Source organism: Streptomyces hesseae (assembly GCF_031845785.1).
GTDB lineage: Bacteria > Actinomycetota > Actinomycetes > Streptomycetales > Streptomycetaceae > Streptomyces > Streptomyces hesseae.
Genome location: NZ_JAVRFI010000001.1, coordinates 54,016 through 79,393 on the forward strand (window position 1 = coordinate 54,016; position 25,378 = coordinate 79,393).

Annotated in this window: 26 protein-coding genes and 1 tRNA gene; 14 read left to right on the top strand and 13 right to left on the bottom strand. The window is 73.6% G+C overall.

All coding sequences use genetic code 11. From position 1 onward, the window contains the following. Positions 1-39 precede the first annotated feature (39 nt). Positions 40-648, top strand: coding sequence for a hypothetical protein (locus RM609_RS00195; protein WP_311606817.1), 609 nt, complete (start codon positions 40-42; stop codon positions 646-648). Positions 649-699: 51 nt separating this feature from the next. Continuing rightward, on the top strand, positions 700-2,220 hold the full coding sequence (locus RM609_RS00200; protein WP_311606819.1) for a hypothetical protein: 1,521 nt from the start codon (positions 700-702) through the stop codon (positions 2,218-2,220). On the opposite strand, the gene RM609_RS00205 is transcribed toward RM609_RS00200, so the two are convergent. From RM609_RS00205 to RM609_RS00235, 7 genes are all read right to left on the bottom strand, one after another. After that, entirely contained in the window at positions 2,156-2,725 is a 570-nt protein-coding gene (locus RM609_RS00205; protein WP_311606820.1) for an NUDIX domain-containing protein, read from the bottom strand. The two genes, RM609_RS00200 and RM609_RS00205, sit on opposite strands and share 65 nt — an antisense overlap. Before the next feature lie 95 nt (positions 2,726-2,820). Beyond that, a complete protein-coding gene (locus RM609_RS00210; protein WP_311606821.1) occupies positions 2,821-3,603 on the bottom strand; it encodes a sulfite exporter TauE/SafE family protein in 783 nt (260 codons plus the stop codon). Further along, positions 3,600-3,767 carry a hypothetical protein gene (locus tag RM609_RS00215; protein ID WP_311606822.1) on the bottom strand — a complete coding sequence of 56 codons (168 nt, stop codon included), beginning with the start codon at positions 3,765-3,767 and terminating at the stop codon, positions 3,600-3,602. The genes RM609_RS00210 and RM609_RS00215 overlap by 4 nt, the downstream gene beginning before the upstream one ends. A 31-nt stretch (positions 3,768-3,798) precedes the next feature. Continuing rightward, the gene (locus RM609_RS00220; RefSeq protein ID WP_311606823.1) at positions 3,799-5,172 is read right to left on the bottom strand and encodes an MBL fold metallo-hydrolase; all 1,374 of its coding nucleotides are present in this window, start codon (positions 5,170-5,172) and stop codon (positions 3,799-3,801) included. 110 nt (positions 5,173-5,282) lie between these two features. Further along, a complete protein-coding gene (locus RM609_RS00225) occupies positions 5,283-6,443 on the bottom strand; it encodes an MFS transporter (protein ID WP_311606824.1) in 1,161 nt (386 codons plus the stop codon). Positions 6,444-6,499: 56 nt separating this feature from the next. Next, positions 6,500-7,741 (bottom strand): 5-aminolevulinate synthase, encoded by a 1,242-nt coding sequence (gene hemA / locus RM609_RS00230; protein WP_311606825.1) that lies wholly within the window; start codon positions 7,739-7,741, stop codon positions 6,500-6,502. A 277-nt stretch (positions 7,742-8,018) separates the two neighbouring features. Next, complete coding sequence (locus tag RM609_RS00235) at positions 8,019-9,026, bottom strand: helix-turn-helix domain-containing protein (protein ID WP_311606826.1); 1,008 nt, start codon at positions 9,024-9,026, stop codon at positions 8,019-8,021. Positions 9,027-9,168: 142 nt separating this feature from the next. Between RM609_RS00235 and RM609_RS00240 the strand changes: the two genes are divergently transcribed. The 3 genes from RM609_RS00240 (at position 9,169) to RM609_RS00250 (ending at position 12,051) form a co-directional block, all read left to right on the top strand. Further along, positions 9,169-10,455 carry an alpha/beta hydrolase family protein gene (locus tag RM609_RS00240; RefSeq protein WP_311606827.1) on the top strand — a complete coding sequence of 429 codons (1,287 nt, stop codon included), beginning with the start codon at positions 9,169-9,171 and terminating at the stop codon, positions 10,453-10,455. A gap of 48 nt (positions 10,456-10,503) precedes the next feature. Beyond that, on the top strand, positions 10,504-11,550 hold the full coding sequence (locus tag RM609_RS00245) for an aldo/keto reductase (protein ID WP_311606829.1): 1,047 nt from the start codon (positions 10,504-10,506) through the stop codon (positions 11,548-11,550). Between the two features lie 117 nt (positions 11,551-11,667). Continuing rightward, positions 11,668-12,051, top strand: a complete 384-nt coding sequence (locus RM609_RS00250) for a hypothetical protein (protein WP_311606830.1) — start codon at positions 11,668-11,670, stop codon at positions 12,049-12,051. 28 nt (positions 12,052-12,079) lie between these two features. Here the strand turns inward: RM609_RS00250 and RM609_RS00255 are convergent, their stop codons facing one another. Continuing rightward, positions 12,080-13,612, bottom strand: coding sequence for an FAD-dependent monooxygenase (locus tag RM609_RS00255; RefSeq protein WP_311606832.1), 1,533 nt, complete (start codon positions 13,610-13,612; stop codon positions 12,080-12,082). A 94-nt stretch (positions 13,613-13,706) separates the two neighbouring features. Between RM609_RS00255 and RM609_RS00260 the strand changes: the two genes are divergently transcribed. The 3 genes from RM609_RS00260 (at position 13,707) to RM609_RS00270 (ending at position 15,646) form a co-directional block, all read left to right on the top strand. After that, positions 13,707-14,180, top strand: coding sequence for a MarR family transcriptional regulator (locus tag RM609_RS00260; protein ID WP_311606833.1), 474 nt, complete (start codon positions 13,707-13,709; stop codon positions 14,178-14,180). A 246-nt stretch (positions 14,181-14,426) separates the two neighbouring features. Beyond that, positions 14,427-15,140, top strand: coding sequence for a GNAT family N-acetyltransferase (locus RM609_RS00265; protein ID WP_311606835.1), 714 nt, complete (start codon positions 14,427-14,429; stop codon positions 15,138-15,140). 86 nt (positions 15,141-15,226) lie between these two features. Continuing rightward, positions 15,227-15,646, top strand: coding sequence for a hypothetical protein (locus RM609_RS00270; RefSeq protein ID WP_311606836.1), 420 nt, complete (start codon positions 15,227-15,229; stop codon positions 15,644-15,646). Between the two features lie 18 nt (positions 15,647-15,664). On the opposite strand, the gene RM609_RS00275 is transcribed toward RM609_RS00270, so the two are convergent. Further along, complete coding sequence (locus RM609_RS00275; RefSeq protein WP_311606837.1) at positions 15,665-16,450, bottom strand: alpha/beta fold hydrolase; 786 nt, start codon at positions 16,448-16,450, stop codon at positions 15,665-15,667. A gap of 24 nt (positions 16,451-16,474) precedes the next feature. Continuing rightward, positions 16,475-16,834 carry an MmcQ/YjbR family DNA-binding protein gene (locus RM609_RS00280; RefSeq protein ID WP_311606839.1) on the bottom strand — a complete coding sequence of 120 codons (360 nt, stop codon included), beginning with the start codon at positions 16,832-16,834 and terminating at the stop codon, positions 16,475-16,477. A 141-nt stretch (positions 16,835-16,975) separates the two neighbouring features. On the opposite strand from RM609_RS00280, the gene RM609_RS00285 reads away from it, so the two are divergent. After that, positions 16,976-18,379 (top strand): amino acid permease, encoded by a 1,404-nt coding sequence (locus tag RM609_RS00285; RefSeq protein WP_311606840.1) that lies wholly within the window; start codon positions 16,976-16,978, stop codon positions 18,377-18,379. A gap of 103 nt (positions 18,380-18,482) precedes the next feature. On the opposite strand, the gene RM609_RS00290 is transcribed toward RM609_RS00285, so the two are convergent. Together RM609_RS00290 and RM609_RS00295 are read right to left on the bottom strand one after the other, a co-directional pair. Then, on the bottom strand, positions 18,483-18,965 hold the full coding sequence (locus tag RM609_RS00290) for an SRPBCC family protein (RefSeq protein WP_311606842.1): 483 nt from the start codon (positions 18,963-18,965) through the stop codon (positions 18,483-18,485). Then, positions 18,962-19,336, bottom strand: a complete 375-nt coding sequence (locus RM609_RS00295) for an ArsR/SmtB family transcription factor (RefSeq protein ID WP_311606843.1) — start codon at positions 19,334-19,336, stop codon at positions 18,962-18,964. Before RM609_RS00295 ends, RM609_RS00290 begins: the two co-directional genes overlap by 4 nt. A 159-nt stretch (positions 19,337-19,495) precedes the next feature. On the opposite strand from RM609_RS00295, the gene RM609_RS00300 reads away from it, so the two are divergent. The 4 genes from RM609_RS00300 (at position 19,496) to RM609_RS00315 (ending at position 24,300) form a co-directional block, all read left to right on the top strand. Next, on the top strand, positions 19,496-21,304 hold the full coding sequence (locus RM609_RS00300; RefSeq protein WP_311606845.1) for a fatty acid desaturase: 1,809 nt from the start codon (positions 19,496-19,498) through the stop codon (positions 21,302-21,304). Positions 21,305-21,359: 55 nt separating this feature from the next. After that, on the top strand, positions 21,360-22,304 hold the full coding sequence (locus RM609_RS00305) for a phosphotransferase (protein ID WP_311606847.1): 945 nt from the start codon (positions 21,360-21,362) through the stop codon (positions 22,302-22,304). A gap of 310 nt (positions 22,305-22,614) precedes the next feature. Further along, positions 22,615-23,838: a benzoate/H(+) symporter BenE family transporter gene (locus tag RM609_RS00310; RefSeq protein ID WP_311607622.1), complete on the top strand. Its 1,224-nt coding sequence runs from the start codon at positions 22,615-22,617 to the stop codon at positions 23,836-23,838. Positions 23,839-23,928: 90 nt separating this feature from the next. Next, complete coding sequence (locus RM609_RS00315; RefSeq protein ID WP_311606848.1) at positions 23,929-24,300, top strand: DUF937 domain-containing protein; 372 nt, start codon at positions 23,929-23,931, stop codon at positions 24,298-24,300. 62 nt (positions 24,301-24,362) lie between these two features. Here the strand turns inward: RM609_RS00315 and RM609_RS00320 are convergent. Further along, positions 24,363-24,435 (bottom strand) — tRNA-Ala (locus RM609_RS00320). A 232-nt stretch (positions 24,436-24,667) separates the two neighbouring features. Between RM609_RS00320 and RM609_RS00325 the strand changes: the two genes are divergently transcribed. Next, entirely contained in the window at positions 24,668-25,327 is a 660-nt protein-coding gene (locus tag RM609_RS00325) for an NADPH-dependent FMN reductase (RefSeq protein WP_311606850.1), read from the top strand. Positions 25,328-25,378 lie beyond the last annotated feature (51 nt).

Below are 25,378 nucleotides of genomic sequence, written 5' to 3' on the forward strand. Positions count from 1 at the left end.
GGTTCCCCGGTTCGTTCACGGATCGACGACAATCGGCGGATGGACGTTCCCGGACTGCTGGAAGCCGCCTCCCTGCTGGTGCCCGAGAGCACCGCCGCCGAGGACGACCTCACGGTGCGGGACGTCTGGGACTGTCTCGTCCGGGACGACTGGGAGTTCGCCCTCAACCTGCTGGAGGAGCACCGCCGCGGGCCCGCTCTGCCCCTCTCCTTCTGGGAGACGCTCGCGGACGCCGCCGGGCGGCTGCGGATGGAGCGGAGCACGGCCTGGTGCCGGTGGCGCGCGTACGAGACCCGCAACGGCGTCATCCGGGCTGAACTGGCCCTGGCCGAGGACGCCCCGCGCCGGATGCCCGTCCCCGGCGCGGGGGTGCTGCGGCCGCTGTGGGACATCGGGCACCGCACACCCACCGGTGACGCGGCGTTCGCCATCGCCTCGCTCTGGGTCGAGGGCAGGGACGCCCTGGAGCCCGGCGGACGCGCCACGGTACGGCTCGCGCCCCTCACCCCCTCGCTCTGGGGGCACCTCCGGCCCGGTCGGCGGTTCACCATGCACGAGCGACGGCCCGTGGCCGGCACGGCCGTCGTCCTTGAGACGCGTCCGCCGGTCACCACCGACGGCGAAGGAAAGCATTTGTCCACGGGATGACAACCGGTGAAGGATGGCCCTTTCACCCTCGCTTTCTAAGGAATGCCCCTTATGGACACCCGGCGCGCCGACGTCGACGGCCTGGCCCTGGCGGTTGCCACCGCCGCCCGGCGCCAGGGGAAGAAGAGAACGACCCTGGAGTCGCTTCTCGACACCGGTGACCCCCGGCTGTGGGTCACCCTCGATCTCGGAGTGCGGCGGCTCAACTGGTACTGGCCGTCCGGCCTGCCCTCCATGGCCTGGCTGCGGACAGGTGAACCGCCCGCCGACGAACCGGTCCTGGCCATCGCCCTGTGCCACCCCGACGGACGCGTACGCCAGGCCGCCCTGGAGCGTACCGCCGGGTACCCGGCGCTGCTGCCGCTCGTGGCCGTGCGCTGCTCGGACTGGGTGGGCCCGGTCCGCGACCTGGCCCGGGCCCTGCTGCGCGCCCGACTGGCCGGCGCGGCGCCGCGCACCGTCGCCCTCATCGCCTCCGTCGCGCTGCGCACGGCGGCGCGACAGCACGGCGTCCACGCCCACGGCCTGCTCATGGAGATCCTCGAGAACGCCGACGCCGAGCTGACGGACACTCTGCTGGACAGCCGCGACCCGGCCATCCGGCGGCTCGGCCACCGGATCGCCGTCCGCCGGAACCACTTCTCCCCCGCCCGGCTCGCCCGTATCGCGGCCACGGATCCCGACGTGGTCGTCCAGGACGTCTGTGCCGACGCCGTCCTCGCCCACACGAAGGACGGCCGGCACGGTGAGCTCCTCGACCCGCTGCTGCGCGCCCGGACGGCGCGGGTGCGCGCCTCCGGGGTGACCGCGCTCCACCGGACCGGGCGCTCGGCCGAGGCCACGGCGTTCCTCACGGACCGCACGGGCATCGTCCGCGCCTGCGCGCGCTGGGTGCTGCGGCAGCAGGGCACCGACCCGCTGCCGTACTACCGCGAGCTGTGCGCCGGCCCCTTGACGGACGTCCCGCCGGGTGCGGCGGCCGGTCTGGGCGAGTGCGGCAGCCGCCAGGACGCCGCACTGCTCCACCCACTGCTCGCGCACCCGGTCGCGCGGGTGCGAGCCCAGGCGGTCGCCGCGCTGCGTGCCCTGGGCGCGGTCGACGCCGAGCGCCTGCGGCCATTGCTGGACGACCCTTCGGCGGCCGTCGCCCGTGAGGTGTCCGCCGCGCTCGTCTCCTCGGGGGACCGGCTCCCCGAGCCATGGCTGTGGGAACGGCTCGCGTCCGGCCGGCCCCGGCACGTCCGGGCGGCGGCCTTCCGGCTGCTCGCCGCGCAGCGCGGGATATTCCAGCTGCGGTGCTATCTGACCCTGCTGGACGACGCCGACCACCGGCTTCGCGAGCAAGCCCGTACCGCCGTCCTGCGCTGGGGCCCGGCCGATGCCCGCAGCGCGTACGCGGCGCTGCCCGCCGACGAGCGCGCCCGGCTGGACGCGCTGGTCGAACGGGCCGTGCCCGTCCTGGGCGAGGACAAGGTCCGGCTGGTGCGCTTCTTCCTGGGGCGGGGCGTCACTCCTGACGGGCCAGGGCAGAGACCGCCAAGAGCAGCCCGATGGCGCTTCCGGCTTCGGTGATCTCCCCGGCCCGGACGGCGGCCACCGCGTCGTCGAGAGGGATCCACCGCACCGTCATACCGGCTTCGGTCGGGTCCCGGTGCAGCCCGGCTCCCGGGCGCAGGTCCGTGCCGAGGTACAGGTGCGTCACGGCGGACGTGCGGGCCGGCAGGGGGTGGTAGACGGTGAGGAGGCGGAGGGTGCCGGGGCTTCGGCCCGTCTCCTCCTCGCACTCGCGCCGCGCCGCTTCCCTCGGGCACTCGCCCTCGGCGATCGCACCGCCGGGTACGTGGAGCAGGCGTCGTCCCAGCGGGTAGCAGGCGTCCTCCACCAGCGCAACACGGCCCCGGGCGTCGACGGCGACGGTTCTGGCGCCGTCGGCGATGGTGACGCGGTCGTACGTCCCTTCCGTGCCGTCGGGTTGCAGGACGCGTTCGTGATGCAGTGTCAGATGGCCTCCCTGGTGGACGACATGGGAGCTCAGTCTGCTCCACCCCCGCAAGGGCTCCTGGATGTCGTGGGCCATCTTCCCCGCCGTTCCTCGTCGGTGCGTACCGCTGTGGGTAACGCCAGAACGGGGGGAAGCGTTGCGCCCACACGGTGCCCAGGGAGTGGCACGGTTCACGTCAGGGCGTCGACGAGCATGAAGCCGGCCACGGCCAGCAGGGCCACCGCGAACGCGCGGCGCAGTGCGGTGCCGGGCACCTTGGCGGCCAGTCGTTTGCCGTCCCAGGCGCCCAGGATCGCGGTCGCGGCGAACGGGGCGATGACCGACCAGTCGAGGCCGGAGGCGGTGGCGCCTCGTGTGGCCAGGGAGGCCAGGGAGTTGGTCGTGATGACGAGCAGGCTGGTGCCGACGGCGGCCTGCATCTCGAAGGCCAGCACCGTGACGAGCGTCGGGACGACGAGGAAGCCGCCGCCCACGCCGAGCAGTCCGGTGAGCGCACCCAGACCGGCCCCGGTCCCGGCGGCCTTGACCCCGGCGGGGGCGCGGCGCGACGGCTCGGGTTCCTCCTCGGCGGGCTTCTTCCCGGCGGGCTTCTCGCGGGTCGCGAGCAGCATCATCACAGCCGCGAGGGTGGCTATCGCCGCGAAGGCCGCGGTCAGTGCCCGCTGGGGCAGGTGGGCCGCCAGGGCTCCGGCCGCCGCGGCGGGGAGGAGTCCCGAGGCCGCGAACAGCGCGCCGGTCCTCCAGCGGACGTTCCCGGAGCGGGCGTGCGCGTACAGGGCGGTCGCGGAGGTCGCCGCGACGATGAGCAGGCTGGCGGTGGTGGCCGCCGCCGGGGTGAAGCCGAGCAGATAGATCAGCGCGGGTACGGCCAGGACGCTGCCGCCTCCGCCGAGCGCGCCCAGTGCCAGCCCGACCGCCGCTCCGGCGGCGAGGGCGAGTATGAGGGCGCTCACGCTATGACGCCGTCGCCGAGGCTTCCGCCGGCGGCCGGCAGTCCGCTCTCGGTCCCTCCTTCCCTGGCCCGGGCCGTCGTGGCGAGGTCGTGGCGGACGCGTTCCTGTGGCCGGGTGCGCACCGGGCCGGGACAGCCGAAGCCGTGGAGGGACTGCGGGAACATCGTTCGATCACTTCCTATGGGACGGGAACGGTCAGGCGGCGCCGCGCCCGGGGACGGTGAGCCCCACGGCCGTGGCGGCGTCGAAGACGTCGTCCACGGCGACGACGTTCCGTCCCGCGGCGTCCAGCAGGGACGCGGCGATCGCCGCGCGCGCCCCGCCCGCGCAGTGCGCCCACACCACTCCCGGTGGCACCTCCCCGACGCGGTCGCGCAATTGGTGGACGGGGATGTGCGCCGAGCCGCTGACGAAGCCCGCCGCGCGCTCGGAGTCCCGGCGCACGTCCAGCACCACCATCGGCTCGCCTGCCGCGCGGGCGGCGGCGAGGTCGGCGAAGGTGGCACGGCGGAAGGAGCGTAGCGCCTCTCCCGGGCGGGCCCAGGAGGCGGGGGTGCCGGTGGCGGCCGAGGCCGGCCGGTCGATGCCCACGCGCACCAGCTCCCGCTGCGCGGCGGCGAGCTCCTCTGGGCCGGCGGCGAGCAGGGTGAGGGGCTTGCCCCAGGGGATCAGCCACGCGAGATACGTGGCGAGCTGCCCGTCGCCCTCGAAGTTGAACGAACCGGCGACGTGCCCCTCGGCGAAGGCGACGCGCCGGCGCAGGTCCACCACCCACTCCCCCGCCGCCAGCCGCGCGGCGATCCCGTTCGCGTCGGCCCGCCGGGGCGGGGTGAGGTCGACGGGCGCGGGCCCGGCGGCGTTGGCCGGGCCCATGTGGGCGTAGTAGGCGGGGATGTCGTCCAGGCCGGCGAGGAGTCCGGCGACGAAGGTCTCCACGTCCTCGGTCAGGGCGGCGTTGGTCCGGCGTTCGGCGCCGATCGTCGTGGCGTCGCCCCGGGCCGGGGAGGACGAGCAGAAGCTGCCGAAGCCGTGGGTGGGCAGGACGGGCACGTCGTCGTCGAGCTCGTCGGCCAGCCGGTGGGCGGAGGCGTGCTGGGCGCGGGCCAGGCGCCCGGTGAGCCGGGGCTCGACCAGGTCCGGCCGGCCGACGGTGCCGATGAGGAGCGAGCCGCCGGTGAAGACGGCGACGGGCCGGCCGTGCTCCTCAAGGACGTAGGAGGTGTGGTGGGGGGTGTGGCCGGGGGTGGCGAGGGCCCGGAGGGTCAGGCCGTCGTCCACCGGGATCGTGTCGCCGTCGGCGACCGGGGTACGGGCGAAGGAGACCGCGGCGGCCGCTGGCACCAGGTACCGGGCGCCGGTGACCCGGGCGAGCTCCAGCCCGCCGGATATGTAGTCGTTGTGCACATGGGTCTCCGCCACGAGGCCGATCCGCACCCCGCGCCGGGCGGCGGCCGCGATGACCCGGTCGATGTCGCGGGGCGGGTCGACCGCCACGGCGACGGCGGCACCGCCCGCCAGATAGCTGCGGTTGCCCAGGCCTTCCAGTTCGAGGGTCTCGACGGCATGCACGGCGGCGACTCCTCACCGGTCGACCTCACAGTCGACGCACCCCGGGGGTGGATTCGGAGCTCTCTTCCACCGTAATGACCCCAGGGGTATTCCTGAAGGCCGAGCGGAACCTATCCGGCCGCCCGGCGCGCCGCCACCGCCGAGAGCGCGGCGGCCGTCAGCCCCAGGGCCGCCGTGACGGCGACGAAGCCGGGGCCCGCGACGGCCCACGGGCTGAGCAGGGCCGTTCCCAGGGCCACACCCAGGTGGTCGAGCGTGCCGTTCCAGGAGATGACACTCGCGCGCCGCGCCGGATCGGCGCCGCCGAGGTACGTCTGCTGGCTGGTGTAGAAGGCGCCCCCGGCCATCATCCACACGAACACCGCGACCAGGCTGACCGCCGCGACCGTGCTGACCAGCGCGACGACGCTCGCTCCCACGAACACCAGCGCGCAGCCCGCCGACAGCGCGTTCTCACCGATGCCGCGCCGCCGCGCCCGGTCGCTCACCTGGCCGAGAAGCACCGAGCCGGTCAGTGACCCCGCCCCCACGAGCAGGCCGATGAGTCCGAGCCGCGCCGTGTCGTAGTGGTACCGCTCCGCGAAGAGCGCGCCGACGAACGTGTACGCGCCGAGCCGGCCGGCCTGGAGGAAGCCGGTGGAGAGCAGGGGCACCGCCAGGCGCCGCTGCCGCCACACGGCGAAACCGGCCAGGAGGGAGACGGAGGCGGCCGGGGGCCGGGGGCCCTTCAGTCGCCACCCTATGAGCAGCACGACCGGGGCCAGCCCCGCGCCGACGGCCGCGAACGCCCACGGCCAGCCCGCCGCGTCCGAGAGGAGCCCGCCGAGCGGCACGCCGAGGACCTGTCCCAGGGCGTAGCAGGAGACTCCCATGGCGACGGCGCGGCCGCGCTGGTGGCCGGCGGCGGATTCGGAGAGGTAGGCCCACATGGCGGGGGCGGCCGTCGCCCCGCCGAGTCCGGTGAGGGCGCGGGCGGCGGTCAGGGCGGTGAGGCTGTCCGCCGTGGCGCACAGCAGATTGCCGCCGACGAAGAGCGCGCCTCCGGCGGTGATGAAGAAGCGGCGCGGGAACCGGTCGGAGACGCCGCCGAGGAGGGGGGCCGCCACCGCGTAGGTCAGGACGTAGGCGGTGACGACCTGGGCCGCGGCCCCGGTGCCCACGTGCAGGTCGGCGGCGATCGTGGGCAGCAGCGGGGACACCAGGAAGGTCTCGGCGCCCATGAGGAACAAGAAGAGGTACAGCAGCGCGCAGCGGGCCCATGGGGTGACCACGGCCTCGCCCCCTGCCGGAAGGCGGGGGGCGAGGCCGGTCGCCGGGCCGGAGCCGGTCACGCCGACCGGGCGCGTACGCGCGCCGGTGCGGTGCGGGGCAGGTCCAGCTCGTCCCAGCAGCGACGGAGCGCGTCGGCGAACCGGTGGACCTCCAGCGGCTGGTGGACCGGGGACGGGTTGATGCGCAGGCGCTCGGTGCCCTTGGGCACGCTGGGGAAGTTGATCGGCTGGGCGTACATCCGGTGCCGTTCCAGCAGGATCCGCGCCAGTTCGCGGCACCGGACCGGGTCCCCGACGAGCACGGGCACGATGTGGCTCTGTTCGCTCACCAGCGGGATGCGGGCGTCGCGCAGCAGGGTCTTCAGCAGCCGGGCCCGCTCGTGGAGTCCTTGGCGTTCGATGTCGCTGCGTCGCAGGTGCCGCACGCTGACCAGGGCTCCGGCGGCCAGCGCCGGCGGCATGGACAGGGTGAAGATGAAGGCGGGCGCGAGGCTGCGGACGGCGTCGACGACGGGCCCGGGGCCCGCCACATAGCCGCCGGCGGTGCCGTATCCCTTGGCGAACGTGCCCATCAGGAGCGTGACCTCGTCGCCGACGCCGAGCTGGGCGGCCATGCCGGCGCCCTCGGGCCCGTACATGCCGACCGTGTGCGCCTCGTCGACGTACACGAACGCGTCGTGCCGCTGGGCGACAGCGCAGAGCTCGGCCATGGGGGCTGCGTCGCCGTCCATGGAGTAGACGGATTCGAAGGCCACGACCTTCGGGCGCCCGGGGCTCACGTCGTTCAGCCGCCGGTTGAGGTCGGCGGGGTCGTTGTGGTCGAAGACGTGGCGCTCGGCGCCGCTGGCCCGCATCGCCATGATCATCGAGGCGTGGTTGAACCGGTCGGAGAAGAACACGCAGTCGGGGAGGGTCTTCCCCAGGACGTACAGGGCGGCGTCGTTGGCCGCGTAGCCGGTGATGAAGGTCAGCGCGCTCTCCTTGCCGTGGAGGTCGGCGACCTCCCGTTCCAGGGCGACGTGGTGCGGGGTGGTCCCGGAGATGTTCCGCGACCCGCCGGCCGCGGCGCCGGAGGTGTCGAGCGTCCTGCGCATCGCGGCCAGCACGTCGGGGTGCTGGCCCATGCCCAGATGGTCGTTGCTGCACCAGACGGTGACCTCACGTGTCCCCTGGGACCCGTGGTGCAGGGCTTGTGGGAAGCGACCGGCGAGCCGTTCGATCTCGACGAACGTGCGGTACTGCCCGGATTCCTTGAGCTTCTCCATGCGATCGGCGAAGTGGCCGATGTAATCAAACACTTTTCGCGAACCCCCGTTGAGGGACACGGTCGCCCGTGCCCGACTCGCTTAGCGTGCCTAATCAGAATGGCGTGAGGCCCGCTCCGCCGCATCGTCACCGGGTATCGGACACGCTCCTCCTGACGGGGCATCCCCCGGACGGAGGCATCAGGCCGGCGGAGGAGAGAGGGCCGCGGCGAAGACCGCCCCCAGCACGATGCCGACGATCTACGGCTTGTGTCCCCATTTCATTTCCCGCATTTCATTGCCCTCGTGGGCGGGGTCCGGGGGCACGCCGTCAGCCTGACGCGCCGCGTGCCGGGGCGGGCCGCCCGGCCAGGAGGCTTCCCATGGCGGTGCGCCGGTGGAGGACCGCCCGCCCGGCGCGGACCGTGGTGACGAGCCCCGCCCCGCGCAGGGCGGCGGCATGGGCGGAGGCCGTGGCGTTGCTGACGCCCAGCCGCCTGGCGAGTCCGCTCGTGGTGTGCTCCTCCGCGAGCAGGATCAGCATCTCGCAACGCGTGCGCCCGAGCACCCGCGCCAGCGCCTCCTCCTGGCGATCCGGGTCGTCCGGTCCGGACGGGGTGAGCGGCGGGGCGATCGGCAGGCCCGGCCCGGCGGGAAAGGTCACGTGCACCGGGCGGCCGGGCAGGTCGGAGACGAGCGGGTGCCCGTTCCAGTGGAAGGTGGGCCGCAGCACCAGACCGCGTCCGCCGGGCTCGACGTCCCGCTCCCGGGCCCCGGGCAACTCCCAGACGCTCCCCAACAGCCGCGCGCCCGGCACGAGTCCGGCGAGCGCGGCGCCGAGACCGTGCTCGGCCACCGCCAGGGCGTGGCGGGTGAACTCCCGCTGGTGGAGGTCCCGCACCACGGGCCATACGGGGCGCAGCACGCTGTCGAACGCCGTGTGCTGGGCGCGGCGCAGGACGCGCCAGGCGCCGGCTTCGCCGCGGTGCAGATCGCGGACCCAGAGCGGGGGCGGGGCCGGGTGCCCGGCGTAGACGCGCTCGATCTCCGAACGGACCTCGTCGGGGCGCCACTCCCGGGCGGCGTCGAGCCCCTCCTCCAGGGAGTCGTCGAACACGTCGAGGAAGCCCGGGGCCCGGCCGGCGGGAACCAGGTCCCCCAGCGCCTCGACGGCGGCCGGCAAGGAGCGGAGCGACCGTCTCCGCCAGCGGCCGAAGAGCAGTTCGTCGCCGGGGGTCAGCAGCTTCATCAGGGCCGTGTTCAGCTCCAGCAGCGGGGCCGCGCGGGGCGCGAAGCGGATCCCGGCGAAGTCGGCGGCCGTGAGGTGGATCCTGATCACTGCTCTCCCCGTCCGCGACGCGCCATCGTTTCGGTCAGGGCCTGAACCTTCGCCCCCGTTCCCCTCCGGGCCGCAGCATAAGGGGCGCGTCGTAAGGGGCGCGTCGTAAGGGGCGCGTTCACGGAGAGGTGAGGGGAGAGCCATGTTCCTTACAGGAACGTTTCATGAGGGAACCGACGGCGGGGGAAAGACCGCCGGGATATCCCGGCGGGGCGTCGCCGGGTCGGCCGTACTGGCGGGTGCCGCGCTGCTGCTCGCGGGAGGCGCGACACCTGCGCGGGCGCGGCAGCGGTCGCGTGCCGCGACCGGCGTCGCCCTGCGCCTGCCGGGGCCGACCGGCCCGTACCGGACCGGGGTCACCACGCTGTATCTGGTCGACCGTTCCCGGCCCGACCCCTTGACGCCCTCGATTCCGGAACGGGAGCTGATGGTCACGGTGTTCTACCCCGCCCGCGAGGTCCACGGCCGGTCCGTCGCACCGCAGATGTCCGCCATCGCCGCGGGGAGGTTCCCGGAGACCGCCCCCGCCGTCCATCCGGGCCTGCCCCCGAGCGGGGTGGACTGGGCGGCCACCATGACCCGCTCGTACGCCGACGCCCCCGCGCTCGCCGGGCAGCGGCCGGTGCTGCTGTACAGCCCGGGCGGCGGCGATCCGCGCACCATGGGCACCGGGCTCGCCGAGGAGCTCGCTAGCCATGGCTACGCGGTGGTGACCGTCGATCATCCCGGCGACGCCGGCGTGGTCGAGTTCCCGGGCACGACGGACCACCGTCCCGAACCCTGGCGCGAGACCGCCTTCCGGGGTGATCCCCGCATGGACCCACCGCTCTTCCGCACCATGATCGACACTCGGGTCGCGGACACGCGTTTCGTCCTGGACGCGCTGAAGGCACTGGCGGCGAGGCGGAACCCGGACGCCGCGGGACGGCCGCTGCCGGAGGGTCTCGGCCGCGCGCTGGACCCGCGCCGCGTCGGCGCGTACGGCCACTCGGCGGGCGGCACCACCGCCGCCGAGCTCATGTACGAGGACCGGCGTGTCCGCGCGGCCGTCGACATGGAGGGCTATCTCGACCACCCGGCCGAGGGCCCCGGGCGGGTGGGAGAGCTGTATCCGGTCGCCCGCCACGGGGTGGACCGGCCGCTGCTCCTGCTGGGCACCGACGGCTTCCCCGATCGACGGCGGCTCGAACGGTCCTGGTCGGCCATGCTCGCCCACCCGGGCGGGCGCACGGACCGGCGGCAGCTCGACCGGGCCGCGCACGGGGTGTTCACGGACTACGCCGCCTTCGTGCCCCAGTTGCGGTCGGCGCGGCTGCTGACCGCCGAGGACCGGGTCCGGCTGGTCGGCGCGGTCGATCCCGCCGTGTCGGTGCCGTGGGTACGTCACCATGTGCGCTCGTTCTTCGCCCGGCACCTGCCGACGCGCTGACCGGGAACCGCCTGTCGCCGACAGCGCCGAACCTGCCGGAATGGCTTCATGATTGACGAAGCATCAGATCATGACGGCTCGTCGCCCGCCCTGCCCGGCGGTCCCGCCGGCCGGGCCCTGCTCGGCCGGTCGGGGGTGCCGGTCACCCGGCTGGGCTTCGGCGGCGCGGCGCTCGGCGGGCTGTTCCGCCCGGTGACGGCGGACGACGCGGCGGAGGCCGTACGCGCGGCCTGGGACGCGGGCGTCCGCTACTTCGACACCGCCCCGCACTACGGCGCCGGTCTCTCCGAGGAACGGCTCGGCGCGGCCCTGCGCGGGCTTCCCCGCCGGGAGTTCACGGTCTCCACCAAGGTGGGCCGACTGCTCGCCGACGGGCCCGGGGACCTGCCGCCGGGCGGGGACGGTACGGAGTTCACCGGCGCCCCGAACCGGCTCCGGGTGCGCGACTACAGCCGGGACGGCGTGCTGCGGAGCGTCGAGGCGAGCCTGCGCAGGCTCGGCCTGGACCGGGTCGACGTGCTGTACCTCCACGATCCGGACGAGCACTGGGAGCAGGCGGCCGGCGAGGGGTTCCCCGCGCTGGCACGGCTGCGGGACGAGGGGGTCGTGGGTGCGATCGGGGCCGGGATGAACCAGACGGCGATGCTCGCCCGTTTCATCGCCGAGACCGACCTGGACGTGGTGCTGTGCGCGGGCCGGTGCAGCCTGCTGGACGGCAGTGCGCAGCGCGGGCTGTTCCCGTTGTGCGAGCGGAGAGGGGTGGCGGTGGTGGCCGCCGGTGTCTTCAACAGCGGCGTCCTGGCCGACCCGGACACGGACCCGCGCTACGACTACGCCCGGGCGCCGGCCCCGGCGGTGGCCCGCGCCCGGCGGCTGGCCGCCGTGTGCGAGCGCCACGGCGTACCCCTGCCCGCGGCGGCCCTGGCCTGGCCCGCCCGGCACCCGGCGGTGGCGTCCGTACTGGTGGGGATGCGCAGCGCGGAGGAGGTCGGGACGGACGTCGCCCTGGCGGGCACCAGGATCCCGCCGGAGCTGTGGCGGGACCTGGAGACGGCGGGGTTGCTGCCGGGGCGGTCGCCCTCCCCCGGGACTTAGCCGGGGCCAGACCATCACGTCCAGCTATATGTCACCTGAAAGGACTGTTTCCACAAGAAGAGGGGCAGATTGTCATCAAGGGCGTGAACTGAACACCATTGCTCTCAGGGGGAATTCATGACGGACGATCAGGCAGGTGACGCGGTCCGCGGCGGAAGCCCGGACTCGGCGGTCGACCGGGTGGCCGACTTCTACGGCGCCTACATCGACGCCGTCGATGACGGCACGGACGACCTGGGCCAGGAGCTCCGCGCCCACTACCTCACGGAAGATCTCCGTCAGCGCCTGGCCGCCTGGGAGGAGGCCAACCACGCCGACGGCGTACTGCGCGCCCAGGACGTGCCCACCCACTGGGAGGTCCGCTACCACGACTCCGGTGCCGGGCACCTGTTCACCACGGTCACGCTCACCTGGGGCACAGGCCCGGACGCCGGGCACACCCGGCTGGCGGTGCAGAGCGATCTGAGCACCAAGCTCATCTCGGACATCGAGGACGGCTGACCCGGCCGGGCGGCCGGCGGCCGCCCGGTCACCGGTCCAGCACCACCCGCAGGGCCCGTTCGACCTCCGCCGGGTCGCCCTGCGCCCTCCCGCGCCAGGCGATCAGGCCGTCGGGCCGGACGAGCACCGCCCCGGACGGGGTGACGCCGTGCGCCGCCGCCCACTCCCCGTCCAGGGCCGGGACGGTGACGGGGACGCCGAGGCTCTCGGCGGCCCGTTCCGCTCCGGACCGCCAGCCCGGGTCGTCGGTGAGGAGCACGAAGCCGCGGCCGTACAGGTCACGCGTGGACCCGTCCCCCAGCGGTACGTGCGGCGCCCGGGTGCCGGGGCGGCCGCTGGGGGTGGCCGGGTCCTCGAAGAGGGCGTCGTCCGACGGGGCCGTCATCTCGGGGACGAACGCGCCCGCCGGGCAGCGGTAGCCGAACAGCAGGCGGGCCGGGTCGATCCGTTCGGCCACGGTGTCGTCGGCCAGGTCCGGTGACATCCGGTGCACCATGTTCGCGTACTGCTGCTCGACGAGGAACTCCGCGAAGGGCCTGCGTTCGGCGTCGTGGCTGTCCAGCAGCCCGGGGCCGGCCTGGCCGCGGACGACCGCGGCGAGCTTCCAGGCGAGGTGGTGGCCGTCCATCAGGGCGGTGTTGCCGCCTTGGCCTCCGGTCGGCGGCATCACATGGGCCGCGTCCCCGACCAGGTGCACCCTGCCGGACGAGAAGCGGTCCGCGACCCGGCAGGCGGTCGACCACGTCGTCGCGCCGAGCAGCTTCACCTCCAGCTCCGGAAGGCCCGTGATCAGCCGGACGACCTCACGGGCGTGCTCGTCGTCCCCGGTCGCCCCGACGGCGGCCACGAACCTGCCGGGCGTGTCGGTGGAGACGAACGCGCCCGACCCGCCGGGCAGCGCGGGATTCTGGAGGTAGTGCATCTGCACGGCCGCGCCGTCGAGGGACACCTCCAGGTCGGCCTCGAAGAGCAGGCTGGTGTTCTCGCCGATGGCGCCGCGCCCGTGGAAGCCGATGCCGGCCGCCTCGCGGATCCCGCCGCGATGGCCGTCGGCGCCCACCAGGTGGGCGGCCTCGACCTCGTAGGTCTCGCCGGTGGCCAGGTCGCGCAGGACGGCGGTGACCCCGTCCGACCCGTCGGCGAAGGACTCCAGGCGGGTGGAGAACCGTATGTCCGCGCCGAGCTCGGCGGCGCGCGCGGCCAGCAGCGGCTCGGCGCGCTCCTGGCTGACCATGCCGGTGGGGGCCGGCGAGTACCGCGCGAAGTCCGGCATGGTCTCGGTGATGCTGTGGAACACCCGCCCGGTCACGCTCTCCGCGATGACGATGGTCATCTCGGGCCGGCCCGGGGGCGCCGCGTCGAGGAAGGCCTGCTCCAGGCCGGCGGCGCGGAGCGCCTCCATGGTGGCGGGCATCTGGCCCCGGGCCTTCGGCTCCAGCGATGTGCCGGGGTGGCGCTCGACCACCAGCGCGGGCACGCCGTGCAGCCCGAGGAAGAGCGCGGTGGACAGGCCTCCGAGGCCCGCTCCGACGATCAGGACAGGGGTGGACCGGGTGTGCACGATGCCCTCCAGGAGCCTAGACTAATCCCAGGAAGCGGATATTCCCATCCATCGAAATATCCATCGCATCGAGATATATCTGCCGAGGTGTGCCGTGTCAACCGAGAACAGGTCCGAGCTGATCGCCGATCTGATGAAGGCCATGCGCGACCAGGCGGGTCGCGGGCTGATGCTGCACGGCGCGATCGCCGAACGGTTCGGGCTGAACTTCACGGACCTCAAGTGCCTCGACCTGGCCCGCCACGAGGAGGAACTGACGGCCGGGAGGCTCGCGACGGCCACCGGACTGAGCACCTCCGCCGTCACCGCCGTGCTCGACCGTCTGGAGCGGCGCGGCTTTATCGAGCGCCGGCGCTCCACGACCGACCGGCGCAAGGTCGTCGTGGTCGCCACCGGCCGGCACGACGCCGAGATGCAGGAGGTCTTCGCCGGATTCGGCAGGACGGTACTGGACGTCCTGGACGACTACGACGACGAGCGGCTCGCCTTCCTGCTCGAGGTGACGCACCGCCTCACCCGGGCCGTCCACGAGGCCACGGAGGAGCTCACCGACAGCCGAAAGGCCTGACGGGGGGGCAGGGGAAGGCCCTATAGCGGGCCCTATAGCGGACAAGGCATGGGGCGGCACGGCGGATTTACTGTTCCGTTTCCCTCTGTTTACCTTTCCGCCCTTCGCGCGGGGGTATCCCCACCCCATACTGACGACACCCGTCCCGCAAGCCCCACGGTGAGCGTGAGAACCACCGTGCAGGAAAGCAGCAGGACGTCTCTCCTTTCTCTGTCGTCACCCCCATCGCTGAAGGATCCCGGCGCCGTGCCCGTACCCGTTTTCCTCCACGGCCGCACCGTGCGGCTGGAACCGCTCGGCGAGCACCACATCGAGGGCCTGGCCGCCGCGGCGGCCGAGGACCGCAGCAGCTACGCCTTCACTCCCGTGCCGCACGGCCCCGAGGCCACGGCCCGCTATGTGGCCGAGGCCCTCGCGGCCCGTGCCGCGGGCCGGGCACTGCCCTTCGCCACCGTGCGGATCGCGGACGGCCTGGTCATGGGCTCGACGCGGTTCTGCGAGCTGGACTACTGGCAGGGCCCGGTGCAGTGGCCCCCGGCCCCGCGCGGCCCGCTCGGCGATCCCCTCACCGCGATACCCGACGCGGTGGAGATCGGCGGGACCTGGCTCTCCGCGCACGCCCAGGGCACCGGCATCAACACCGAGACCAAGCTCCTGATGCTGCGCCACGCCTTCGAGACCTGGGGCGTCCGGCGCGTCTCCCTGCGCGCGGACTCCCGCAACGCGCGCTCACGCGCGGCCATCGAACGCCTCGGCGCGGTCCTCGAGGGCGTCCACCGCGCCCACACCCGCGGCCTCGACGGCATGGTCCGGGGCACGGCCTTCTACTCGATCCTCGACGAGGAGTGGCCCGGCGTACGGGCCGGGCTCGAGCACCGGGTCGAGCACCGGGCGGAGCACCGGGCCGGGGCGGGGCACCACCACGCTCCGGAGCGGACGCGTCCGCTCGTCTCGGCGTAACAGCCCGACATCCCGTTTCCTCGGTGTCCCGGGCTCGTTGTGCGAAGGCGAGCCGCACCCCGAACCCGAGGAAAAGGAGAAGCGCTGTGCGCTGGATGAGCATCGCTCTGGCCGCGGTGGCCACGGTCGGCGTCATGAGCACCCCGGCCGCCGCCGCCCAGGTCGACCGGGATTCGCACCACCGGGCCCAGTTGCGCGCCGACCCGCCCTGGCCCTACAAGGACTGCATGGACGCGGCCGTCAAGCAGCGCAAGGAGACCGCCGACCACGCCAAGTGGCACTGCGACCAGTTGGTGAAGAAGGGCTGGATCAAGCCGCCGACCGCCGAGGACAAGGCGGCGCAGAGCACCAACCCCAAGGGCACGAACCCCAAGGGTGCCGACCCCAAGGGCACGGGCCCGAAGAGCGACCACCCGAAGGGCCACCACCCGAAGGCCGGCCACCCCGAGGGCCACCACCCGAGGGGCCACCACGCCTGGCACGGCAAGCCCAAGCCCAAGCGGTAGGCCACGCCCCGCGCCCCGTCAGGCCCGCTCGTGCTCCCGGAGGAAGTCCAGGACGAGCGGGCCCGCGACGGACCGGAACTCCTCGAAGTAGGCGTGCCGCGCCCCGGGGATCAGGCACAGCCGGGCGCCGGGCACGCGCTCCGCGAGCAGGGCGGCGTTCGCGGTGGGGTTGAGCAGGTCGTCGTCGCCGTGCACCACGAGCGTGGGCGCCTGGATGCCGGGGAGCGCGTCCCACGCGTCGTGCCGCTCGCTGGCGATCAGGTGCCGCAGCCGGTCCTTCGGCGTCATGGTGGGGTCGCCGAGCGTGTGGTACGGGCCGGTGTGGGTGGCGAGCCAGGCCGGTGTGTACATCAGGTCCAGCAGGGCCCGCAGGCCCTCGGGGGCGGGCCGGGCCAGCGACCGGCGCACGTCGTCGCCCCGGTCGGCCGCGTACGGTCCGCCGGGGGACGTACAGCCGAGCACGAGGGCCCGGACGCGGTCCGGCCGGCGGGCGGCGAGCCACTGGGCGACGCGGCCGCCCATGGACGTGCCGTAGACGTGGGCCCGTTCGACGCCGAGGTCGTCGAGCACCGCGATCGCGTCCCGGGCGAACCCCTCGGTGCTGTAGGGCTCGTCGGGCCGGTCGCTCTCGCCGGTCCCCCGGTAGTCGAGCGTGATGGTGCGGTGGGCGGTGTCGAAGTCGTCGATGACGCCGTCCCACCAGTGGTGGGTGTTGCCCTGTCCGGCCAGCAGGAGCAGGGGCTCGCCCGCTCCCCGCACCTGGTAGGCGATCCGGGCTCCGTCGGCGCTCTTGGCGTACCGCATGGTGTTTCCCTCCCCCGGGCCCGGTCAGGCGTCGCCGGAGCGCAGGGCGGCGGGCAGCGCCTCCAGCAGTCTCTCGGGCGCCGCCTGCTTCCAGGAGTCCACGAGGATGTCGCGCAGCTCGTCCATGTCCTCCAGAGCGGCGAGGCGTACGCGCACCCATGAGGAGCTCGCCTCGTGCGGCGGCACCCAGAACTTCTCCGGCTCGGCCGCGATCAGTTCGCTCCGCTCGTGTCTGGGGCAGCGGACGGCGAAGGAGGTCTGGTCGTCGGGGATCGTGATGTACATCTTTCCCGCGACGCGGAAGGTGGGCATGCTCCATGCCTCCTTCTCCACGGTTTCCGGCAGGGACAACGCGATACGGCGGATGTCATCAGCATCGATCATGGTCCCCACATTAATGCGCGCGCTGTCCGGCGATCACCCTGCGTGAAGCGACCGTCCGGATATCGGACGCACCGACCGGGCCCTCGCCGGCTTCTCCATACTCGAGACTCCTCAATCTCGGATATTGGACAGGTAGCGACCATGAGCCGGACACTCCCGTCTCCTCCCCCGCCGGTGGAGAGCCCCCCTCAGCAGGGCTCCCCGCTGTCGAACGGGCTCAAGCAGCGGCACCTCTCGATGATCGCCCTCGGTGGCGTCATCGGCGCGGGCCTCTTCGTCGGCTCGGGCGCCGGCATCGCCGCCGCCGGCCCGTCGATCGTGCTCGCGTACGCCGCGTCCGGTCTGCTCGTGATGTTCGTGATGCGGATGCTCGGCGAGATGTCCGCCGCCAATCCGGCCTCCGGCTCCTTCTCCGTGCACGCCGACCGGGCGATCGGCCCGTGGGCCGGTTTCACGGCGGGCTGGATGTTCTGGACCCTGCTGGTCGTGGGCGTGGCGATCGAGGCGATCGGCGCCGCCCACATCGTGCAGGGGTGGCTGCCGGGCACCCCGTCCTGGCTGTGGGTCCTGCTCTTCATGGCGCTGTTCTGCGGCGCCAACCTGGGCGCGGTCGCGCACTTCGGCGAGTTCGAGTTCTGGTTCGCCGCCCTGAAGATCGGCGCCATCGCGCTCTTCCTGATCCTCGGCACCCTCGCCGTCCTGGGCGTCCTGCCCGGCACGGACTCCCCCGGCACGGCGCACCTCACCGGCGACGGCGGGTTCCTGCCCACGGGTATGAACGGGCTGCTCATCGGCCTGCTGGCTTCGCTCGCCGCGTACGGCGGCCTGGAGACGGTGACCATCGCGGCCGCCGAGTCGGAGGACCCGGTGCGCGGCGTGGCCAAGGCCGTGCGGACGACGATGTGGCGCATCGGCATCGTCTACGTCGGCTCGATGCTCGCCATCGTCACGCTCATCCCGTGGAACGACAAGTCCGTCACCGAGGACGGCCCGTACGCCGCCGTGCTCGAACGCCTGGGCGTCCCCGGCGGCGGCCAGATCATGAACGTGGTCGTGCTGATCGCGCTGCTGTCTGCCATGAACGCCAACATCTACGGCTCCTCGCGCATGGCCTACTCGCTGGTCTCGCGCGGCCAGGGCCCCAAGGCGCTGGGCAAGGTCTCGGGCGGGGTGCCGCGGCGCGCGGTGCTCGCGTCGTCCGCGTTCGGCTTCTTCGCCGTGCTGCTGTCGTACTGGTACCCCACCACGGTCTTCACCTGGCTGCTGAACATGGTCGGCGGGGTCGTGCTGGTGGTGTGGGGCTTCATCGCCGTCTCCCAGCTGCTGCTGCGCCGCCGCCTGGAGCGCGAGGCGCCCGAGCGTCTGGTGGTGCGGATGTGGGGCTTCCCGTATCTGACGTGGGTGACGCTGGCCGGGGTGGCCGGGGCGCTGGCCCTCATGGCCCTCGACGCCGACACCCGGGTGCAGCTGTACTTCACCGGTGGCCTGGCGGTGGCCCTGGCCGTCGTGGGCTACACGCGTCAGCGGGCCGTCGCGGCGCGCTGACCGCGACCGCCACGCCTTCACCGCCTGTATATCCGAGGCCGGTTCCCGTTTCGCACGGGAACCGGCCTCGGGTCTTTCCGGCGGGTACGACGGGTATGGCGGACTAGGCGGCCTCCATACGGTCGAGGCAGGACCGGAGGGAGCGCATGACGTGGCTGCGCCAGCCGCCGCCCATGATGGCGCGGGCCTTCTGCTGGAGCGGGTTGTCCGGGTCGAAGCCCTCGTGGTCCAGGAAGAGCCGGGTGCCCCGGCCCTCCGGCCGAAGGGTCCAGGTGATCGTCCAGTCGACCTCGACGCCGTTCTCCGGATCGGCGTCCTGCCAGCCGATCCGCAGCATCTTCGCGTCCTCGAAGGCCAGGACCTCGGCCGCGATGGTGCCGGAGAAGCCCGTGGCGGGCATGGCGGCGGCCCGCATGGTGTAGCGGTGGCCGACCTCCAGGCGGAAGTCGCCGGGCATCAGCCACTGGGCGAGCAGCTCGGGTTCGGTCAGGGCCCGCCACACCTTGGCGGGCGGGTGCGGCAGGAACTCGTCGACCCGTACCGCGGTCAGGTCGTCGTGCTCGTTCATGAGTCCTCGCTCGTTCATGACTTCTCGTCCTCCATTTCGTCGAGCACCGTCCGCAGGGCGGACAGCTTGTCGCGCCAGAAGCGCTCGTACGGATGCAGCCACTCCTGCACCTCGAAGAGGGGCGCGGCCTCCAGCGCGTAGAAGCGTTGGCGCCCCACCTTGTTCTCGCTCACCAGCCCGCACTCGCGCAGCACCCGCAGGTGCTCGGAGAAGCTGGGTCTGGCCATGTCGAAGTGGCCCGCCAGCTCCGCGACGGGCCGCGGCCCGCGCTCCCGCAGCAGCCGCAGCACCTCACGGCGCACGGGGCTGGCCAGGGCCGCGAAAACTCGACCCTCCGGTGTCCCGGTCGCAGCCTCGGTCCGGGCGGAACGGGTGTGGGTGGTGTTCATGAAGCCCACTATAGGTAGGAAATTTCCTACCCGTCACTTCGATCAAGGATCTCCGGCAACCCTCCCCGGAATCACGACAGGACGTTGACATCAAGGGCGATTCCGGCCCTTCACCGTGGGTAGCCCACTCGTGTCCCGGTGTCATACGGGGAGGTGAGCGTGGACAGGACCCGGCTGCCTCCGGCGGCGAGGGAACTCCTCTGGCCCCTCCTCCTGCTCGGACCGGCCCTGCCCTTCCTCGCCGGCCTGGCCGTCGCCGCCGGGCTCGGCCGCTACGGCTGGTGGGTGCCCCAGGCGGCCGTCGTGGGTGCGGCCGTCCTGGAGGCGCTGGTGGGCGCCGACGCGTTCGGCCCGCGGCCCTCCGTCCACGCGCTGCTCGACCGCGGCCCGTACCACCGCGCGCTCCTGTACGCCTTCGTGCCCGTGTACTTCGGCGCCCTCGTATGGTCGTGCTCCCGGTGGGCGGCCCCCGGGTTCCCCGTCCCGGACGGGCTGGGGCTGGCGCTGGCCGTGGGCTGGGGCGGCGGCGTGGCGTTCACCGTGTCGCACGAGCTCGGGCACGGCCGGCTCCGCGCGGAGCGGTGGGCGGGCAGGCTGCTCGTCGCGCCTTTCGCGTACGGGCACTACTACGTCGAGCACGGCCGGGTCCACCACGCGCTCGTCGCCACCCCGGAGGACCCTTCCAGCGCCCGGCTCGGCGAGGGCTTCTGGGCCTTCCTCCCCCGGGTCCTCGTGGGCCGGGTCCGCGCGGGATGGCGGTCGGAGGTCCTGCGGCTCGCCCGCCAGGGCAGGGGGCCCTGGCACGTCCGCAACGAGCTCTTCCGGTCATGGGCGCCGACCGTGGTCCTGTACGCCTGCCTCGTCGCGGCCTTCGGGTCCCGGCCCATGCCGTACCTGGCCGTTCAGGTGGCCCTGGCGCTACTCATCCAGGAGAGCGCCTCCTACATCCAGCACTACGGGCTGCTCAGGCAGGCCGGGGCGACGGGGCGCCACGAACGCCCCGCCCCGCGGCACAGCTGGAACAGCAACGCCCTCGTCGGCAACATCCTCCTGTGCAACGCGCCACGGCACTCCCACCACCATGTCGCCCCCGGACGCCACTACCAGACGCTGCGTCTCGTCGACGAGGCCCTGCGACTGCCCGCCGGATACCTGTCCATGATCCCGCTCGCGTGGTTCCCACCGCTGTGGCGGCGGGTGATGGACCCCAAGGTCGTCGCCCACTACGGAGGCGACCCGGCCCGGGCTAACGTCTCCCCCGCAGACAAGGACAAGAACAAGGACAAGGACGTGGGGTACTTCGAGTCCTGGGCGCCCACATACGACGCGAGCATGCTCCAGAAACGCTACTTCCACCCCGTCCAGCACGTGGTCCTCGACCACGCCCGGTCCCTCGCGCCCCGCCCGCCGAGCGTCCTGGACATCGGCTGCGGCACCGGAGCGCTGCTGCGCGGGGCCCGTACCCGCTTCCCGGGCAGCGCCCTCACCGGCGTCGACCCCGCGCCGTCGATGGTGCGCCTCGCCCACGCCACCGCCGCCGCGCGGGACGGGGCGGCAGGCCGGGAGCGCTACGTGGTGGGCCGCGCCGAGCGGCTCCCGTTCCCCGACGCCTCGTTCGACCTGGTCCTCAGCACCCTCTCCTTCCACCACTGGGCGGACCAGCGGCAGGGGCTGACGGAGATTCACCGCGTGCTCCGGGCGAACGGGTGCGCCGTCATCGCCGACCACTTCGCCGTCGGCTGGCTGCGGCCCTTCTTCGCCGTCGCGCGCAAGCGCGGCCGCATGCGCACCCGGCGCGAGGTCGAGGCCCTGATGCGCGCCTCGGGGCTGCGGCCGGCCGGCTGGCACATCGCGCACACCGTGCCGTCGCTCCTGCGGGCCCGGCCGTACCGGCGGACCGGCCCGCCCCTGCTCCCCCTGACCGCCGTCGCCACGGCCGTCAAGGACCCCGGCCGCCCCGCCGACTGAGCGGCCGGAAGGAAAACCGTTGGCCCGCGCCCGCCCCGTGGCCAACCATACGAGGATGAAGACGAACGCACCCCCGGCCTCCGGTGTCCGCCGGCCCTGGGCCGACCTGCCGCCTGCCGTCCGCAGCGCCCTGGAGGACACCCTCGGCGGGCGCGTCGTCGAGGCGCATAGCCAGAGCGGCGGTTTCTCACCGGGCGTCGCCGCCCGGGTCCGGCTCGCCGACGGCCGGCGCGCCTTCGTCAAGGCCGTCAGCGCCGAGACGAACGCCCACAGCCCCCGGCTGCACCGCGCCGAGGCCCGCAACACCGCCGCCATGCCGCCCGGCACCCCCACACCACGGCTGCTGGGCATCTACGACGACGGGATCTGGGTCGCCCTGCTCCTTGAGGACATCGCGGGCCGTCAGCCCCGCGTCCCCTGGCTCCCCGCCGAACTGGACCGGGTCCTCGCCGCCGTCGACGGGCTGAGCAGGGCCATGACCCCGGCCCCGTTCGAGGTGCCCGCCGTGGCGGAGAGCGAGGCGGAGGCGTTCACGGGCTGGCGGTCCCTGCTCGCCGCGGGCGACACCGCGCGCCTCGACCCGTGGGCGGCCGACCGGCTCGCGCTGCTGGCCGGCCTGGAGGCCGGCTGGGCGGAGCCCGCCACCGGCGACAGTCTCGCCCACGGCGACCTGCGCGCCGACAACATCCTGCTCACCGACGACCGGGTGGTGTTCGTCGACTGGCCCCACGCGCTGCGGGCCGCCCCCTGGTTCGACCTGCTGGTGATGCTCCCGAGCGTGGCGGCCCAGGGCGGTCCCGACCCTGAGTCCGTCTTCACCGCGCACCCCCTGGGCCGGGCCGCCGGCCCGGAGGGCGTGACCGCGGTGCTCGCCGCGCTGGCCGGGTACTTCGTCCGCCAGTCGCTCCTCCCCGACCCGCCCGGCCTGCCGACCCTCCGGGCCTTCCAGGCCGCCCAGGGGACGGCGACGCTGAGGTGGCTGGCCCGGCGACTGGGGTGAGCCCGGGACAGGGCCGGGCCGGAAGCCGGGCCGGGCCGGATCGGGCCGAGGCCGTCCCGGACGTAACGATCACAACCCTGGCCGGAGCCGTTCATGACGCTACGCTGCCGTGCGACGGTCGCCGCGTGCGAGGTGGGGGACGCTCCGGCCGCCGGAGCGCCGTCCGGCCCTGGACTCCGGCCGGCCTCGCGGCCCCCACCGGGCCCGTGGCCGGCCCGAGGAATCAGTGGAACCGCGCGACGGAGGACATCTCGTGAGCACCGAATCCCGTGACACCGGCACCCTCGACGCCCCTGACACCCCTGACGCCGTGTCACCACCGGTCGGCAGAGCGGCGGAAGGCCGGCCGCGGCTCTCGCGCGACATCTCGCTGTCCGCCGTCCTCGCGGGGTTCGTGGCCGTCGTCGTCTCCTACTCCGGCCCCCTCGTCATCGTGCTCGCCGCCGCGTCGGCGGGACGCCTCGACACGGCGCAGACCGGCTCCTGGATCTGGGCCATATCCATAGGCAGCGGCCTGACCTGCATAGCCCTCAGCCTGTACACGAGGATGCCGGTCATCACGGCCTTCTCGACCCCGGGCGCTGCCCTGCTGGTCACCAGCCTCGGCGCCTACTCGTACGCGGAGGCGGTCGGGGCGTTCGTCGTCACGGGCCTGGTCATCAGCCTGGTCGGGCTGACCGGGGTGTTCGGACGGCTGATGCGGCAGGTGCCCACGGCGGTGGTCTCGGCCATGCTCGCGGGCATCCTCTTCTCCTTCGGCACCGGTGTGTTCACCTCCCTGCGCACCGCGCCCTGGATCGCCGGCGCCGTGCTGCTCGCCTATCTGCTGGGCAAGCGGTGGCTCCCCCGGTACGCGGTGCTCCTCGCGCTCGCCGCGGGGGCGCTGTGCGCCACGGCCACCTCGCGCGTCCACATCCACCTGGACCACTTCGAGCTCGCCCGGCCGGTGTTCACCACTCCCGCCTTCTCGGTCGCCTCCCTGATCGGGATCGCGGTGCCCCTGACCCTGGCGACGCTGGCCTCGCAGAACGCCCCCGGCATGGCGGTGCTCAGCGCGTCGGGCTACGAGGCGAAGGACCGGCTGCTGATCGGCTCCACCGGCATCGCGTCGACGCTGCTGGCCCCATTCGGGTCGCACGCCGTCAACCTCGCGGCCATCACCGCCGCCATCTGCACCGGCCCCGAGGCCCACCGCGACCCGCGGCGCCGCTACGTCGCCGGAGTCGCGTGCGGCGCCTTCTACCTCCTCGTCGGGTCCTTCGGCACGACCCTCGTGGCATTCTTCGCCGGCCTGCCGAAGGAGCTCGTCGCCGCGATCGCCGGAGTCGCCCTCTTCGGGGCCCTCGCGGGCGGTCTGGCGGGCGCGGTCAAGGAGGAGCGGGACCGGGAAGCCGCGCTGGTCACCTTCCTGGCCACCGCCTCCGGTGTCACCCTCCTCGGCATCGGCTCGGCCTTCTGGGGGCTGGTCCTCGGCGTCGCCACCCATGTGCTGCTGACGCTCGGGCGCGGGAAGCGGACGCCGGCGGGCGCCTGATCCGTACGTACCGCCCGGGCACGGGCGTCACCGGCTTGGCGGGTAGCGCGTTGGGTACCGAGGCCGACGGGTCGGCGTAGTGTCGACGGCATGGCAGATGACTCGCTGCGAGCCGACGTGCTCGACGAGCTGGGGGACGACCGGATCGAGGAGCTGGCCCAGGAGCTCGGCACCGACACCGAGGGCGCCAAACAGGTCGTGGCGGCCACGGTCGACGAGCTCCCCGCCGAGCTGACCGGGGGCGGGCCGCCCGGCGGGGCCCTGGGCCTCGGCGGGCTCGGCGGAGGACTGGCGGGCGGACTGGGCGGCGGACTGATGTCCGGCGTCATCGGCAAGATCACACGGCCCGTGGCCGAGGCCGTCGCGAAGCGGACCGGGCTGCCGCCCGCCACCGTCGCCAAGGCGCTGGAGCTGCTGCTCCCCGTGGTGATGACGACCATCGCGAAGCGCCGCAAGCGCTGACGCGCGCCCTCACGCACAAAGACCGAGAGGCCGCCCGTTCCGGGCGGCCTCTCGGTTCACTGTGGAGCTAAGGAGAATTGAACTCCTGACCTCCTGCATGCCATGCAGGCGCTCTACCAACTGAGCTATAGCCCCGTGTTCTGTTGTCCTGCTCTGTTGTCCACCCGGCTTCCCTCGCGGTCTCCCTGGCGACACGGAGAACATTACACGGCCCCCCTGCCCTTCCACCAAATCGGTGCCCCCGGGCCCACCGGCGGCTCTCTCGCCCGGAAGGCCCAGCCCCGTCGCGCGCCGCCCGCAGCCGGAGCACACTGGTCCGGACGGCGCCCCGCCGGGCGCACGACCCACCCGCCGGAGGGACAGATTCATGGCCACGGACGTCCGCCCCGGTCCCCTGCGGGTCCTCGTCTTCGGTGCCGCGCTGCGGGCCGGATCGACCAACGCCCGCCTCGCCTCCCTGGTGGCCCGGCTGATCACCGAGGCCGGGGCCGACGCCGACCTCGCCACCATGCGTGACTTCGACATGCCGCTGTACGACGGGGACGCGGAGGAGGCCCAGGGCGTCCCGGCCGGCGCGCTCGCGCTGCACGAACGGATGGAGGGGGCCGACGCCCTCGTCATCTCCTCCCCCGAGTACAACGCCTCCGTGCCCGGCATCCTCAAGAACGCCATCGACTGGGTCTCCCGCGTACAACCGCAGGCGTTCAAGACCAAGCACGCGCTGCTCGTCTCCGCCTCCCCGTCGCTCGTCGGCGGCAACCGTGGGCTGTGGGCCCTCCGGGTGCCCCTGGAGCACCTCGGCACGCGCGTCTACCCGGACATGTTCAGCCTCGCCCGCTCGTACGACGGCTTCACGGAGGACGGGTCGCTGGCCGACCCCGGGCATCAGCAACGCCTCACCGAGACGGTGGAGGCGTTCCTCAAACTCGTCGAGGCCGACACACGCTACGTCTGCCTCCAGCGCCGCTGGTACGAGTTCCTGGGCGACCGCTCCGACGCGCCCATCACCCACCGCGCGGAAGTCTGAGGACGGCCCGCGAACCCGTAACCCTCTCCCGGCTCCCAAGCGTTGACGTGG

What these genes read in the sequence shown, in the direction of transcription:
- RM609_RS00250 (WP_311606830.1), top strand. Translation starts at nt 11,668, where the DNA reads ATGACGGACGATCAGGCAGGTGACGCGGTCCGCGGCGGAAGCCCGGAC.
- RM609_RS00195 (WP_311606817.1), top strand. Translation starts at nt 40, where the DNA reads ATGGACGTTCCCGGACTGCTGGAAGCCGCCTCCCTGCTGGTGCCCGAG.
- RM609_RS00295 (WP_311606843.1), bottom strand. Translation starts at nt 19,336, where the DNA reads ATGAACACCACCCACACCCGTTCCGCCCGGACCGAGGCTGCGACCGGG.
- RM609_RS00325 (WP_311606850.1), top strand. Translation starts at nt 24,668, where the DNA reads ATGGCCACGGACGTCCGCCCCGGTCCCCTGCGGGTCCTCGTCTTCGGT.
- RM609_RS00215 (WP_311606822.1), bottom strand. Translation starts at nt 3,767, where the DNA reads ATGTTCCCGCAGTCCCTCCACGGCTTCGGCTGTCCCGGCCCGGTGCGC.
- RM609_RS00240 (WP_311606827.1), top strand. Translation starts at nt 9,169, where the DNA reads ATGTTCCTTACAGGAACGTTTCATGAGGGAACCGACGGCGGGGGAAAG.
- RM609_RS00245 (WP_311606829.1), top strand. Translation starts at nt 10,504, where the DNA reads ATGATTGACGAAGCATCAGATCATGACGGCTCGTCGCCCGCCCTGCCC.
- RM609_RS00290 (WP_311606842.1), bottom strand. Translation starts at nt 18,965, where the DNA reads ATGAACGAGCGAGGACTCATGAACGAGCACGACGACCTGACCGCGGTA.
- RM609_RS00275 (WP_311606837.1), bottom strand. Translation starts at nt 16,450, where the DNA reads ATGCGGTACGCCAAGAGCGCCGACGGAGCCCGGATCGCCTACCAGGTG.
- RM609_RS00280 (WP_311606839.1), bottom strand. Translation starts at nt 16,834, where the DNA reads ATGATCGATGCTGATGACATCCGCCGTATCGCGTTGTCCCTGCCGGAA.
- RM609_RS00315 (WP_311606848.1), top strand. Translation starts at nt 23,929, where the DNA reads ATGGCAGATGACTCGCTGCGAGCCGACGTGCTCGACGAGCTGGGGGAC.
- RM609_RS00305 (WP_311606847.1), top strand. Translation starts at nt 21,360, where the DNA reads ATGAAGACGAACGCACCCCCGGCCTCCGGTGTCCGCCGGCCCTGGGCC.
- RM609_RS00205 (WP_311606820.1), bottom strand. Translation starts at nt 2,725, where the DNA reads ATGGCCCACGACATCCAGGAGCCCTTGCGGGGGTGGAGCAGACTGAGC.
- RM609_RS00200 (WP_311606819.1), top strand. Translation starts at nt 700, where the DNA reads ATGGACACCCGGCGCGCCGACGTCGACGGCCTGGCCCTGGCGGTTGCC.
- RM609_RS00285 (WP_311606840.1), top strand. Translation starts at nt 16,976, where the DNA reads ATGAGCCGGACACTCCCGTCTCCTCCCCCGCCGGTGGAGAGCCCCCCT.